This window comes from Pseudomonas sp. DWP2-2 (assembly GCF_049897065.1).
Classification (GTDB): Bacteria; Pseudomonadota; Gammaproteobacteria; order Pseudomonadales; family Pseudomonadaceae; genus Aquipseudomonas; species Aquipseudomonas paracarnis.
Genome location: NZ_JAFCVN010000013.1, coordinates 12968 through 27117, shown reverse-complemented (window position 1 = coordinate 27117; position 14150 = coordinate 12968). Strand labels below are relative to the sequence as shown.

The following is a 14150-nucleotide window of genomic DNA, read 5'->3' as shown; positions in this document are numbered from 1 at the left end:
CTCAGGGCACTGATACACCGCCATCGCAGGCAAGCCAGCTCCCACAGGTCAGACCGTTTTGGCCATCCGAGCCGCCAACAGCGCCCAGCCAAAGAGCAGCACACACACAATGATCAACGGCCACGAACGCCATTGCAGGTACGGCGTGAGGTTATGCATCGGCACCACCTCCCCATAGAGAATGCCACGCTCGAACTGCGGGATCTGCGCGGTGATCTGCCCAAACGGGTTGATCAGCCCGGTCACGCCGTTGTTGGTGGCGCGGATCATCCAGCGGCCAGCCTCCAGCGCACGCATTTGCGCCATTTGCAGGTGCTGCAGCGGGCCGATGGAGCGGCCGAACCAGGTGTCGTTGCTGATAGTCAGCAGCAGGTCGCTCTGGGCCGACAGGCCGGCGGCGAATTCGGGGTACACCACTTCATAGCAAATGAACGGCGCAATCTGATAACCCTTGGCCTGCAGCATGGCCTGGTCAGAAGGGCCGCGGGCGAAGTCCGACATGGGCAGGTCGAAGAAGGCAATCAGCCCGCGCAGCATGTCCTGCAGCGGAACGTACTCGCCAAACGGCACCAGTTTTTGCTTGAGGTAGGTGCCGTCGCCTTCGCCGACCACGGTGATGCCGTTGAAGTAGCGCTTCTGGTGGTGCACTTCCTGGCGAATCGGTACCCCGGTGATCAGCGCACTGTCCCGGTCGGCGGCAAACTTGCCCATCATGCCCAGGTAGCCCTCCACGGATTCCTTGAGCACCGGCACGGCAGTTTCCGGCCAGACCAGCAGGTCGACGCGCTTGGAACTCAGGCTCATGTCGCGGTACAGCGCCAACTGTGCATTGAGCTGGTCCGGGTCCCACTTCATGCTTTGCTCGACGTTGCCCTGAATCGCAGCCACGCTCAGGGGCGCGCCAGACGGCGATGTCCAGGCGTGGTGCTTGAGTGCCAGGCCAGTCGCCCAGGGCGCAACCAGCAATAACAGGCCCGCGCCGATGAAGGCATTGCGCTTGCTGGCCAGCAGGCGCGGCAGGTTGCACAGCAATGCGGCAGTGAGCGCGAGGGCGAAGGAAATCAGCCACATCCCACCCAATGGCGCGAGGCCGGTCAACGGCCCATCGAGTTGACTGTAACCGGAGTACAACCACGGGAAACCGGTAAGGAACCAGCCACGAAAGGCTTCCTGGCCGACCCACAACGCGGCGAACGTCAATGCATCCGCCAGTGGTGCTTCGTTACGGCGCAACCAGCGCGCCCATAGCCAGGCGGGCAGGGCAAAGAACCAGGCGATGGCGGCGGTGAACAGCAGCATCAGGAACCCCGCCAGCAGCACCGAAGCGCCGCCGAAGTGGTGGATGCTGTAGTAGATCCAACTGGTGCCGGCACCAAACAGGCCGAAGCCGAAACACCAGCCACGGCCCAGGGCCTGGCGGGGTGTCAGCTCCCGCAGGCCGATATAGAACAGGCCGACCGCTACCAGCGCCAACGGCCAGATATCGAACGGCGCCAGCGCCAGGGTTGTGATGGCGCCGGCCACCACGGCCAGCAAGTTACCGGGCCAGCCGGGTGAGGTGAGACGGCGCATGTCAGTCCTTAGCGGGCGATGGGTGTCAAACGGATCAGATGGATACGACGGCTATCAGCATTGAGGATGCGGAAGCGATAGGCGCCGATCTCGGTGGTTTCATTACGCTTGGGCAGGTGCCCGAACGCACTCATCACCAGGCCGCCGACGGTGTCGAACTCATCGTCCGAAAACTCGCTGTCGAAGAACTCGTTGAAGTTTTCGATGGGCGTCAGTGCCTTGATCAGGAAGTCACCGCTGGGCAGCGGCTTGATGTAGCTGTCTTCTTCGACGTCGTGCTCGTCTTCGATGTCGCCGACGATCTGCTCCAGCACGTCCTCGATGGTGACCAGGCCGGCCACGCCGCCGTATTCGTCAATCACAATGGCCATGTGATTGTGGTTGGCGCGGAACTCGCGCAGCAGCACATTCAGGCGCTTGGACTCGGGCACGAAGGTGGCCGGGCGCAGCAGGTCCTTGATGTTGAAGCTGTCGCCATTCTCCTTGAGGATCAACGGCAGCAGGTCCTTGGCCAGCAGGACACCCATGACGTCGTCATGGCTTTCACCGATCACCGGGTAGCGCGAATGCGCCGAGTCGATCACGGCCGGGAGGAATTCCCGTGGGGTCTGGGTCGCCTTGATGCTGATCATCTGCGAGCGCGGGACCATGATGTCACGTACTTGCAGGTCAGCCACCTGGATGGCGCCCTCGACGATGGCCAGCGCTTCGCTGTCCAGCAACTTGTTCTGGTGTGCATCGCGCAGCAGCTCCAAGAGCTCCTGGCGGTTTTTCGGCTCGTGGGCAAAAGCCTGGGTCAGTTTACCCAGCCATGACTTCTGCCCGTTGCTCGATCGGTCTTCGCTCATAGCGATTACTCTAAATCCTTTGATATGACAGTTGAGTGTTGATCAGCTTTCGTCGTCTGCATATGGGTCGCGGTGACCCAGTTCTGCAAGCAACGTTCGTTCCAGTGCTTCCATTTCCTCGGCTTCGTCATCGTCTATATGGTCGTAACCCAAGAGATGCAAGCAGCCGTGGATGACTAGATGGGCCCAATGGGCCTCAAGTTCCTTGCCTTGTTCCGCCGCTTCTCGCTCGACCACCGCGACGCAGATCACCAGGTCGCCCAACAGCGGGATATCCAGCAATTCGTCGGGCACGTCGGCGGGGAAGGACAGCACGTTGGTCGCGTAGTCTTTCTGGCGCCAGGTGTGGTTCAGCTCACGGCCTTCGGCCTCGTCCACCAGACGAATGGTCAGCTCCGAGTCAGCGGTGCGCTGGCGCAAAGCCAGTTCACACCATTGGCGGAACTGGGCTTCGCTGGGGGCGGGCGCGTCGGTGGCCAGCTGCAGGTCTAGCTCAAGCATCGTGGCGAGCGTCCTTGGCGGGCGCGTCGTCGCGGTGTTCGAAACGCTCATAGGCTTCGACAATGCGCTGCACCAGCGGGTGGCGCACCACGTCCTTGGGCATGAAGTGCGTGAAGCTGATACCCGGCACGTCCTTGAGCACCTCGATCACCTGGCCCAGGCCCGACTTGGTGCCCTTGGGCAGGTCGACCTGGGTGATGTCGCCCGTGATCACGGCAGTGGAGCCGAAACCGATACGGGTGAGGAACATCTTCATCTGCTCGACGGTGGTGTTCTGGCTTTCGTCGAGAATGATGAAGCTGTTGTTGAGTGTACGGCCACGCATGTAGGCCAGCGGGGCGATCTCGATCACCTGGCGCTCGATCAGCTTGGCCACGTATTCAAAACCGAGCATCTCGTACAGCGCATCGTAGAGCGGGCGCAGGTACGGGTCGATCTTCTGGGCCAAGTCGCCGGGCAGGAAACCGAGCTTTTCGCCGGCCTCGACCGCTGGGCGCACCAGCAGGATGCGCCGCACTTGCTCGCGCTCCAGGGCGTCGACGGCGCAGGCCACCGCGAGGTAGGTCTTGCCGGTACCGGCCGGGCCGATGCCGAAGTTGATGTCGTTGCCCAGGATTTCCTTGACGTACTTCTGCTGATTCAAGCCGCGTGGGCGAATCATGCCTTTTTTGGTACGCAAGGCCACGCTGGCTTCGGCCACCGGGTTATTGGCCAGGTCTTCCACAGCCGACTCCTGCAGGTACAGGTGCACGGTCTCCGGCGACAGCTCGCTACCCTTGGTTTCGCGGTAGAGACGGCGCAGCAGGTTTTCTGCAGACGTGGTGTGTTGGGGTTCACCAATGAGCTCGAACTGATTGCCGCGGTTGCGGATCTCGATGCTCAGGCGTTGTTCGATCAGGCGCAGGTGCTCGTCGAACTGTCCGCACAGGTTGGCGAAACGGCGAGCCTCAAAAGGCTCGAGGATAAAACGATGGGGTTCTGCTATGGGTGCGTTCAAGGTTGCTTTTAGCCGCCCTTTGGCTGATGAGGTGAGAGAGAGAATAACGCCAGGCGCTGGTGTGCGAAAGCACTTAAATAGCCTGGCCCCACTCTCGATAACCCTGAAGAACCCCTGTGGGAGCTGGCTTGCCTGCGATAGCGGTGGGTCAGTTGGCACATAAGGCACTGATACATCGCTATCGCAGGCAAGCCAGCTTCCACATTTTGATCTTCATCCGGTCAGCGAGATCAGTTGATCAACGAGCCACGCAACGAGTGTGGCTGCGCCGCATCAATGTGCACATCGGCAAACTGGCCGATCAGCGTGGGATTGTCGCAGCGGAAGTTGACGATTCGGTTGTTCTCGGTACGCCCCTGCAATTCACCCGGGTCTTTCTTCGAATAATCGGTCACCAGAATGCGCTGGATCGAACCGACCATTTGTCGGCTGATTTCGAAGCCCTGCTGATTGAGGCGATGTTGCAGCGCGTTCAAACGCTCTTTTTTCAACGCCTCCGGGGTTTCATCCAGCAGGTCGGCAGCCGGGGTGCCTGGGCGCTGGCTGTAGACGAACGAGTAGGAGAAGTCGAAACCGACGTCTTCGATCAGCTTCATGGTCTGCTGGAAGTCTTTCTCGGTTTCGCCCGGGAAGCCGACGATAAAGTCCGAGCTGATGCAAATGCCTGGCACGGCGGCGCGCAGCTTGCGCAGTTTGGATTTGTATTCCAGTGCGGTGTGGTTGCGCTTCATCGCCGAGAGAATGCGGTCCGAACCCGATTGCACCGGCAAGTGCAGGTGCTTGACCAGCTCTGGTACTTCGGCGTGGGCCTGGATCAGGCTGTCGGAAAACTCCAGCGGGTGCGAGGTGGTGTAGCGGATGCGCTCGATGCCATCGACGGCGGCGACCACGCGGATCAATTCCGCCAGGTCGGCCAGGCGGCCGTCATCGGTCTGGCCACGGTAGCCGTTGACGTTCTGGCCCAGCAGGGTGACTTCGCGCACGCCGTTTTCAGCCAGGTGGATGATTTCCGACAGCACATCGTCAAACGGCCGGCTGACTTCTTCACCGCGGGTGTAGGGCACTACACAGAAAGTGCAGTACTTGCTGCAACCTTCCATCACTGACACATAGGCGCTCGGGCCGTCGATACGCGGCTCGGGCAAATGGTCGAATTTCTCGATTTCGGGGAACGATACGTCCACTTGCGGCAGCTTGGTGATGCGTGCGGCGTCGATCATCTCTGGCAGACGGTGCAGGGTTTGTGGGCCAAACACCACATCGACGTAGGGCGCGCGGTCGCGAATCGCGGCGCCTTCCTGGCTGGCCACGCAACCGCCGACGGCGATCACCATGTCCGGGTTGGCCAGTTTCAATTCGCGCCAGCGGCCCAGCTGCGAATACACACGGTCCTGGGCCCGCTCGCGGATCGAGCAGGTATTGAGCAGGATCACGTCGGCATCTTCGGCGCGGGCAGTGACTTCCAGGGCCTGGTGTTCGCCCAGCAAGTCGACCATGCGCGAGCTGTCGTACTCGTTCATCTGGCAACCGTGGGTTTCGATGTAAAGCTTCTTGGCCATGGGAATCGTCAACTGGTGGTAAAGAACCGCGCATTATAGGGGGCATGCCCATTGGTTCCTAGCGCTGTGCATCGGGTGCCATGCTATAGTTCGCGCCCTCTTTTATATCCCCATGTGTTGTTCGCCCACCATGACCAAACGTGAAGCTCCAATCTATAAGGTGATTTTCCTCAACCAGGGCCAGGTGTTCGAAATGTACGCCAAGCAGATCTATCAAAGTGATCTGTGGGGCTTCCTGGAGGTGGAAGAGTTCGTCTTTGGCGAGCGCACCCAGTTGGTGGTCGATCCGGGCGAAGAAAAGCTCAAGGCCCAGTTCGAAGGTGTGGTACGCAGCTTTGTGCCGATGCATTCGATTGTGCGCATCGATGAAGTCGAGCGCCTGGGGACGCCGAAGATCAGTGAGGCTCGGGGCATGAGCAATGTGATGCCGTTTCCGATGCCGATGCCTGAGAAGTAGGGCTTTAGACCGAGGGGTGCCTATCGCAGGCAAGCCAGCTCCCACACTCGACCGCGTTTCAATGCTGGAATGCGGCCCACTGTGGGAGCTGGCTTGCCTGCGATAGCGATGTAAGGTCTACAAAAAATCAGGGAAGGGGTGAGAACGGCGAACGCCCATCAGCACTCTGCAATTCTTGCAGGTAGTTGCGGAAAATCTGCCCCAGCACCTGGGTTGCCACTTCCAGTTCATCGCGCTGCATGTGCTCGGCGACTTCGTCGGCAGTGTCCAGTGCGTCTTCGGCGCCGTTGACCGCGGCCATTTTCAGCACGATGTACGCCTGGACGTTGTTGGCCGGCACGCCTTCGCCTTTGAAGAACATGTTGCCCAACTGGTATTGCGCCTGGGCGTGGCCCTGCAGCGAGGCTTTCTCGAAGTAGCTCAACGCTTTGTTGAGGTCAACGGCCGGGTTCTTGCTGTCGTGGTAGTACTCGCCCAACTCGTATTGTGCTTGCGCATCCCCTTCCTCGGCCTGTTTCTGGCACGCGCTCAGGGCTTCGGCCTGGCTCTCTGGCTGGGTATTGAGGGTGCAACGACCCATCGCTGGGATTAACAACGAGTTGCCGCCGGCCTGGGCATGTGCCAGTAGCGGTTGAAGGAGCAACAGGCAGCCCAGAACCAGGGTGCGGCCGGTGCGTTTCATGGGAATCGACTTACCTCTGACGGGGCGCGCGGACCCTCGATGGAGTCCAATAAGCGCGCATTATGAAATAAGCAGGCCTCTGCTTACAAAGTCTTTACTCGTTTTTCTGCTGCTTGGGCAAGTTATCTGCCGGATTGCAGGGCAATTCTCGAAAAAACCAGGAATTCTCTGTAAGCAAAGTAGCAAATCTGACGCTGCCAGGGGCAACGTCAGAGGTTGCCGTCACTTATTTCAGGGCCGCGAACGCGCGCTCGGCAGCATCCAGGGTCAATTTCAGTTCGGCTTCGCCATGGGCGATCGAAGTGAAGCCGGCTTCAAAGGCGCTCGGTGCCAGGTACACGCCGCCTTCGAGCATCAGGTGGAAGAAGCGCTTGAACAACTCGGCATCGCTGCCCATCACGTCATCGAAGGTGACGATATCGTCGGCGCCGCTGAAGTACAGGCCGAACATGCCACCGGCCTGGGTGGTCACAAACGGGATGCCGGCGGCATCGGCGCGCTGTTGCAGGCCGTCGAGCAGGCGTGTGGTGTAGTCGGTCAGCTCGGCGTGGAAGCCCGGGCGGCTGATCAGGCGCAGGGTGGTCAGGCCGGCGGCCATTGCCAGCGGGTTACCCGACAAGGTGCCTGCCTGGTATACCGGGCCGAGCGGGGCGATGTGTTGCATGATCTCGCGCTTGCCGCCGAAGCAGCCTACCGGCATGCCGCCGCCGATGATCTTGCCGAAGGTGCTCAGGTCTGGCGTGACGCCGTAGTAAGCCTGGGCGCCACCGAGGGCGACCCGGAAACCGGTCATCACTTCGTCAAAAATCAGCACCACGCCATGCTTCTCGCACTGCTCGCGCAGGCCCTCAAGGAAACCCGGGGCCGGTGGAACGCAGTTCATGTTGCCGGCGACTGGCTCGACGATGATGCAGGCAACGTCCTGGCCGACTTCGCTGAGCATCTGCTCGACGGCCGCGATGTCGTTGAACGGCAAGGTCAGGGTGTGCTTGGCGAACGCCGCAGGTACGCCAGCGGAATTGGGTACGCCTTGGGTCAGCGCGCCGGAGCCGGCTTTTACCAGCAGGCTGTCGGAGTGCCCGTGGTAGCAACCTTCGAACTTGATGATGTTGTCGCGGCCGGTGAAACCACGGGCCAGGCGGATCGCGCTCATGGTGGCTTCGGTGCCGGAGCTGACCATGCGCACCATTTCCATCGACGGCACGATCGAGCAGACCAGGTCGGCCATCTCGGTTTCCATCGCGGTCGGGGCGCCGTAGGACAAGCCGTGCTGCAGTTGCTGGCGCACCGCGTCCAGCACGTCCGGATGGCTGTGGCCGAGGATCATCGGGCCCCAGGAGCCGACATAGTCGACATAGCGCTTATCGTCTTCATCGGTGACGTAGGCGCCTTCGGCATGCTTGAAGAACAACGGCGTGCCGCCCACGCTCTTGAACGCACGCACGGGGGAGTTCACACCGCCGGGGATGTGTTTCTGGGCGTTGGCAAACAGGGTTTCGGAACGGGACATGATCGGGCTCTCTAAACTGAAGATTTAAGAAGATGGTTGAACGCACGGGCGCGGCGAGTGACTTCCTGGGTGCTGTCGGCACCGAACAGGCCATGGACCACGGCGAGCAGGTCGGCCCCGTGGGCCACCAGCGGCTCGGCGTTTTCCAGGGTGACGCCGCCGATCACGCAGATCGGCAGGTGCAGGCGCTTGCGGGCCTGGGCCAGCATGTCAACGGTAGCGGCAGGTGCGCCGGGTTTGGTCGTGGAATTGAAGAAGCGGCCGAAGGCGACGTAGCTGGCGCCTTCTTTGGCGGCCTGTTCGGCCAGTTCGATGTGGCTGTGACAGGTGGCGCCGATGATCGCCTTGGCGCCGAGCAATGCCCGGGCCGAGGTCAGCGGGCCGTCGGTCTGGCCCAGGTGCACGCCGACGCCCAGGCGCGCGGCCAGTTCGGCATCGTCGTTGATGATCAATTGGGTCTTGTAGCGTGAGCACAGTTCGTACAGCTTTTCGGCTTCACGCAGGCGCCGTGCCTCGTCGCTGCTTTTGTCGCGGTACTGCAACAGGGTGACGCCACCGTCCAGCGCCGCCTCGACGTAGGCGAGGAATTTGCCGGCCAACAGCTGGCTGTCGGTAATGGCGTAAAGGCCGCGTAGTTTCATCGGGCAAACCCCTTGCTGACGAGCGATAAGTTACGAGCAGAAATCCAGCGGCAATCGGCGCGGCACGAACTGGCCCTGGCCGAGTTGTTCGGCATCACGCAGGGTACGCCACGTGTAGTTGAGGGCCGATTGCACGGCGCTGGCCAGGCCTTCACCCTGGGCAATGCGCCCGGCCAGCGCACTGGCCAAGGTGCAACCCGAGCCGTGATAACTGCCGGGCAAGCGCTGGCAGGTAAAGGTCTGGCGCGTGCCGTCGCGGCTGTACAGGCGATTGTGCACTTCGTGCTCATCGCCATGGCCGCCGGTGATGAGCAGGTGCTTGATGTACGGCAGCAGCTTCTCGGCGCAGTCGTCGGCGCTGCCGTCGGGCAGTTCCGCGAGGATGCGCGCTTCTGGCAGGTTGGGGGTGGCGATCAATGACAGGGGCAGCAGCCGCTCGCGCATCGCATAACCGACCTCGTCCTTGCCCAGGCTACCGCCGCCGCCGGCGCGCAGCACCGGGTCGCAGACCACCGGCAAATGCGGGTGCGCCTGCAGCAGTTCGACCACGGTGTCGACCATCGCAGTGGAGCCGAGCATGCCCAGCTTGACCGACGCGACTTCAGAGTCGCCGAGCACGGCATTGGCCTGGGCCAGTACCCACTCACGGTCAAGCACGCGGAAATCACTGACATTGACGGTGTTCTGCACGGTCAGCGCGGTGACGGCCGGGGCCGCGTGGCAACCCTGGGCGAGCAGGGCTTCGATATCTGCCTGCAGGCCGGCGCCACCACTGGGGTCGTGGCCGGAGAGACAGAGGACAACGGGGCGAGAACTGTAGATATTCATGGTGCGCGAGCTTACCACCAAACGCTTTTTGCGTGGCTGCCTGGCGATGGCAGAAGTTTGCTGTTGCAGCGTCGCTTTGCGTGGCCGAACGCTGCAACGCAGCGGTCTGAAAGCATTGCGCTAGAGCTGTTCTAAAAAAAGTTCCTGCAGTGGCTAATGGCTTTTACTGGCTATGCTAAAGTGCATCCCAATAACTTACTGTATCGCCGGTGTACGTCTTCTCAAAAGGAATGGGGGGCTTTTGACACAACCGGACCAGGCTACGCTGGGGCTCTATGCGCTATTTGCTGATGTTTATATTGTGCGGGCTACCGATGCTCGCCGGCGCTGTCGAGTTCAACCAGGACACGCGCAGCCTCCCGTTGGGCCGGGTCATGCAAGTGCTCGAAGACCCAACCGATGCCCTCACCATCGCCGATGTCAGTTCCCCCGCCTATGCCGCCCAATTCAAGACCCACGACAAAGACACGCTCAATGCCGGCTATTCACGCTCGGTGTTCTGGCTGAAGGTCAACCTGCACTACACCGCCAAAGATCCCCGCGCACCGCGCACTTGGTTTCTGGAGCTGGCCTACCCGCCGCTCAATCGCCTGGACCTCTACCAGAACGACGGCACCGGCCACTACCGCCTCACCGCCCGCACCGGCAGCGCATTGCCGTTTTCCAGCCGTGAGGTGAGCCAGAGCAACTACCTGTTCAAGCTCAGCTTCTTGCCCGACCAGCAACAAACCGTCTACCTGCGCTTGCAAAGCCAAGGCTCGATCCAGGCACCGCTGACGTTGTGGGCGGGCACCGCCTACATGGAAGAGCAACCGTTGCGTTTGTACGTGCTCGGCGCCATCTACGGTGTGTTGCTGGGCATGCTGATCTACAACCTGTTCATCTACCTGAGCGTACGCGACACCAGCTACCTCTATTACATCTTCTATATCGCTTCGTTCGGTTTGTATCAGCTGTCGGTCAACGGCGTTGCGGTGGAGTATTTCTGGCCGAACAACCCCTGGTGGGCGAATGCGGCGGTTCCCTTCCTGATCGGCTCGGCGGCCTTGTTCGGCAGCCTTTTCGCGCGCAGTTTCCTGCACACCGCGCAGCACAGCCGCTGGCTCAACCGCATCCTGCTGGCGCTGGCGGCCTGTGGCGGGTTGGTGATGGCACTGGCGCTGTTGACTAGTTACGCCGTAGCTCTGCGCCTGGCCACTGCGCTGGCGCTGGTGTTTACCGTGACCATCTTCGTGGCGGCCATCAAAGCCTGGTATTGCGGGCAGCGCATGGCGCGTTATTTCATCATCGCCTGGTCGGCCTTCCTGCTCGGCGGGGTGATCAATACCCTGATGGTGCTGGGTTATCTGCCTAACGTGTTCCTGACCATGTACGCCAGCCAGCTCGGCTCAGCCATTGAAGTGGCGCTGTTGTCCCTGGCCCTGGCCGACCGTATCAACGGCATGCGCGAACAGCAGGCGCAGATTCTCCTCGATGCCAGCCAGAAGCTGGAAGCGCTCAACCAGCAACTGGCCCGCAGCAATCGCCTCAAAGACGAATTTCTCGCCACCCTGACCCACGAATTGCGCACGCCGATGAACGGTGTGATCGGCTCTTTGGAACTGATGCAAACCGTGCCTTTGGACGATGACCTGACGCAGTACCAGCAAACCGCCGCCGGCTCGGCGCGGGACATGATGCGCATGGTCAACGGCATCCTCACCCTCACCGAGTTGCAGGCCGGTCGCCTGGTGGCCCAGCCGCAAGTGTTCAGCCTGCGCGGCGAGCTCGATACCTTGCGCCAGCAGTTCACCGGCAGCGCCCAGGCCAAGGGGCTGGCGTTCTCCATTGACGTCGCGGATGAGCTGCCAGACCGGCTCATCGGCGATGCCCAAAAGTTGCGTCAGTGCCTGGATTGCCTGCTCGACAATGCGTTCAAATTCACCCACGTCGGCGCGGTGCGTTTGCGTGTGGTGGGCGTGCCGCAAGGGGATGGCGCCTTGCACTTGAGCTTTATCGTCACCGACACCGGTATCGGCTTTGCCTTTCTCGATGAGGCCACGTTGTATCAGCGTTTCTTTCAGTTGGACGGCTCGATGACGCGTGAATACGGCGGCCTGGGCATTGGCCTGGCGATTTGCCGGCAGTTGATCGAACTGCTGGGCGGGCGCCTGACCCATCATTCGGAGCCCCGTAAAGGCAGCCGCTTCCAGTTGGAAATGGACGTCAGCGCCGTGCCGCAGCAGGTGACGCCGGCCGCGCAGGCTTTGCCTGCACAGCGTGCGCCTCAGGAATGCACGGTGCTGTTGGTGGACGACAACAGCGTGGGCCAGTTGGCGGTGCGTGGCATGTTGCTCAAGCTCGGTTACCGGGTCAAAACCGTGGACAGCGGCCCGGCGGCGCTCGCTGCATTGCAGGGGCACAGTTTCGACGCCGTGCTGCTGGATGTGCCAGAGGGTGGCTTTTCGTTGTGCTGCCAGATTCGCGCATTGCCCGGCTGCGGTGAATTGCCGGTGATCGCCCTGAGCACTTCGCCCAATGGGCCGGAGCGTGAGCGCTGCCATGGTATTGGCATGACGGACCGACTGGCCAAACCGGTGCGTTTCGACGCCTTGCAGGCGGCGCTTGAGCGCAGCGTGCTGTGTGCGGATGAGGGTGAAAGCGCCGAGCATTCGGCACGTATGCCACTTTTTTAAGCGCGGTGGCGATGCTTAACTGAAAAAACCGGCCTCAATCGATCCGTGTTTTTTGTAGAAGCGAGCTTGCTCGCGAAGAACGTCAACGATAACGCGCCCCGCCTGGGTTAGCGCGTTGCTCTCAGGTTTTTCGCGAGCAAGCTCGCTCCTACAGGCAGCCTGAGATCGATGCGGCCTTTTTCCAGGAGGCCCGTCATGAACCTGCATCAGTTTGCCGAAACCCACGACGTCACCAACCAGCCACCGTCCCTGGACGGCACTAACCTGTATCGCATCGACTTGCCTTTGCAGGAATGGTCACGCCGCTTCGGCGCCGGTTGGGCACAAGCGCGCATTGATGCCTACGGTGCGCTGGCCGGTGGGCCGTTGATGGCAGCCGGGTTCCTGGCCAACCAGAACAAACCGGTGTTCAGTAGCCATGACCGTTACGGCCATCGTATCGACCTGGTGGAGTTTCACCCGGCTTATCACGAGTTGATGCGCACCGCCGTCGAGCATGGCCTGCCGTCGTTGCCGTGGGCCCATCCGCAGCCTGGCGCCCATGTGGCGCGTGCGGCGATGACCTACCTGCATAGCCAGGCCGAAGCCGGCAGCGGCTGCCCGCTGACCATGACCTTCGCCTGCGTTCCGGCCCTGCGCCTGCAACCGGAGCTGGCGGACCTCTGGCTGCCTAAAGTGCTCAATACTCACTACGACCCGCGCAATGTCGGCATCGCCCACAAGGCCGGCGTTACTATCGGCATGGCCATGACCGAGAAGCAGGGCGGCACCGACGTGCGCGCCAATACCACTCGCGCTTATCCCGTGGGCGCGGGTGGCCCCGGCCAAGCCTACGAACTGGTGGGGCATAAGTGGTTCTGCTCGGCACCAATGTGCGATGGCTTCCTGACCCTGGCCCAGACCGATAAGGGTCTGACCTGTTTTTTGCTGCCCCGGCACCGCCCGGATGACACGCGCAACGAGTTCTACATCCAGCGCTTGAAGAACAAACTCGGCAACTGCTCCAACGCCTCCAGCGAAGTGGAGTTTCGCGGCGCCCTGGCGTGGATGGTCGGTGAAGAAGGCCGCGGCGTTCCAACCATTATCGAAATGGTTGCCATGACACGTTTCGATTGCATGGTTGGCTCCAGCGCCTTGATGCGCCAGGCGCTGACCCAGGCCAGCCATCACTGCGCCCATCGCCAAGTGGGTGGCCGCGTGCTCAGCGAGCAGCCGCTGATGCAGAACGTGCTGGCCGACCTGGCCCTGGAAAGCGAAGCGGCCCTGGCCTTGAGCCTGCGCATGGGGCGTGCCCTGGATCAGCTTGATGATGAAAATGAAGCCAAGTTCGCCCGGCTGGTCACAGCCGTGGGCAAGTATTGGATCTGCAAGCGCGCGCCCGCGATGATCAACGAAGCCGCCGAATGCATGGGCGGCGCCGGGTACGTGGAAGACAGCATCCTGCCGCGTCTTTACCGTGAGGCACCGGTTAACTCCACGTGGGAAGGCTCTGGCAATGTGCAATGCCTGGACGTGCTGCGTGCGTTGTCCAAAGAGCCGGGTGTGCTGGAGGTGTTGTTTGTGGAGCTGGGGGATGGCCATGGCGACAAACAGCTGGCGCGGCATATCGAGCAGTTGAAGGCGGCGTTCATGGACACCCAGGATATCCAGTATCGGGCACGGCAACTGACCGAGGACATTGCCCTGGCGTTGCAGGCCAAGTTGTTGCTGGAGGCGGGCAATGCGGCGGTGAGCGACGGGTTTATCGCCAGTCGGTTGGGTGAGTCGTCGGGGCGGGTATATGGCACCTTGCCGCGTGGGGTGGATGTGCAAGCTATTGTCGCCCGCTCAACCCCACAATCCCTCTGAATAAACACAGTCAAATGTGGGAGCTGGCTTGC

General features: G+C 61.5%; 12 protein-coding genes. 3 read left to right on the top strand and 9 right to left on the bottom strand.

Annotation, left to right across the window (positions count from 1 at the left end; translation table 11 throughout):
* Nucleotides 1-48: 48 nt before the first annotated feature.
* The 5 genes from lnt to miaB all read right to left on the bottom strand — a co-directional run bounded on the left by lnt (nt 49) and on the right by miaB (nt 5477).
* Nucleotides 49-1572 (bottom strand): apolipoprotein N-acyltransferase, encoded by a 1524-nt coding sequence (lnt, locus tag ACP7CZ_RS22625; RefSeq protein WP_252950806.1) that lies wholly within the window; start codon nt 1570-1572, stop codon nt 49-51.
* Between the two features lie 8 nt (nt 1573-1580).
* The gene (locus ACP7CZ_RS22620; RefSeq protein WP_003194444.1) at nt 1581-2420 is read right to left on the bottom strand and encodes an HlyC/CorC family transporter; all 840 of its coding nucleotides are present in this window, start codon (nt 2418-2420) and stop codon (nt 1581-1583) included.
* Nucleotides 2421-2462: 42 nt separating this feature from the next.
* Entirely contained in the window at nt 2463-2921 is a 459-nt protein-coding gene (gene ybeY, locus ACP7CZ_RS22615) for an rRNA maturation RNase YbeY (RefSeq protein ID WP_003194442.1), read from the bottom strand.
* Nucleotides 2914-3918, bottom strand: a complete 1005-nt coding sequence (locus ACP7CZ_RS22610; protein WP_019818064.1) for a PhoH family protein — start codon at nt 3916-3918, stop codon at nt 2914-2916. The genes ybeY and ACP7CZ_RS22610 overlap by 8 nt, the downstream gene beginning before the upstream one ends.
* Nucleotides 3919-4148: 230 nt before the next feature.
* A complete protein-coding gene (miaB, locus tag ACP7CZ_RS22605) occupies nt 4149-5477 on the bottom strand; it encodes a tRNA (N6-isopentenyl adenosine(37)-C2)-methylthiotransferase MiaB (RefSeq protein ID WP_014720071.1) in 1329 nt (442 codons plus the stop codon).
* Between the two features lie 130 nt (nt 5478-5607).
* On the opposite strand from miaB, the gene ACP7CZ_RS22600 reads away from it, so the two are divergent.
* On the top strand, nt 5608-5934 hold the full coding sequence (locus ACP7CZ_RS22600; RefSeq protein ID WP_003215457.1) for a DUF1820 family protein: 327 nt from the start codon (nt 5608-5610) through the stop codon (nt 5932-5934).
* 127 nt (nt 5935-6061) lie between these two features.
* Here ACP7CZ_RS22600 and ACP7CZ_RS22595 read toward each other — a convergent pair whose 3' ends face one another.
* From ACP7CZ_RS22595 to ACP7CZ_RS22580, 4 genes are all read right to left on the bottom strand, one after another.
* Nucleotides 6062-6616: a tetratricopeptide repeat protein gene (locus ACP7CZ_RS22595; RefSeq protein ID WP_034126914.1), complete on the bottom strand. Its 555-nt coding sequence runs from the start codon at nt 6614-6616 to the stop codon at nt 6062-6064.
* A 226-nt stretch (nt 6617-6842) separates the two neighbouring features.
* Nucleotides 6843-8126, bottom strand: a complete 1284-nt coding sequence (hemL, locus tag ACP7CZ_RS22590) for a glutamate-1-semialdehyde 2,1-aminomutase (protein ID WP_294167807.1) — start codon at nt 8124-8126, stop codon at nt 6843-6845.
* An 11-nt stretch (nt 8127-8137) separates the two neighbouring features.
* Nucleotides 8138-8767 carry a thiamine phosphate synthase gene (gene thiE, locus ACP7CZ_RS22585; protein WP_294167811.1) on the bottom strand — a complete coding sequence of 210 codons (630 nt, stop codon included), beginning with the start codon at nt 8765-8767 and terminating at the stop codon, nt 8138-8140.
* A gap of 30 nt (nt 8768-8797) precedes the next feature.
* On the bottom strand, nt 8798-9595 hold the full coding sequence (locus tag ACP7CZ_RS22580; RefSeq protein ID WP_127881461.1) for a hydroxymethylpyrimidine/phosphomethylpyrimidine kinase: 798 nt from the start codon (nt 9593-9595) through the stop codon (nt 8798-8800).
* 275 nt (nt 9596-9870) lie between these two features.
* On the opposite strand from ACP7CZ_RS22580, the gene ACP7CZ_RS22575 reads away from it, so the two are divergent.
* Both ACP7CZ_RS22575 and ACP7CZ_RS22570 read left to right on the top strand, forming a co-directional pair.
* Nucleotides 9871-12270, top strand: coding sequence for a hybrid sensor histidine kinase/response regulator (locus tag ACP7CZ_RS22575; RefSeq protein WP_197901259.1), 2400 nt, complete (start codon nt 9871-9873; stop codon nt 12268-12270).
* Between the two features lie 195 nt (nt 12271-12465).
* On the top strand, nt 12466-14118 hold the full coding sequence (locus tag ACP7CZ_RS22570) for an acyl-CoA dehydrogenase family protein (protein ID WP_294167817.1): 1653 nt from the start codon (nt 12466-12468) through the stop codon (nt 14116-14118).
* Nucleotides 14119-14150 lie beyond the last annotated feature (32 nt).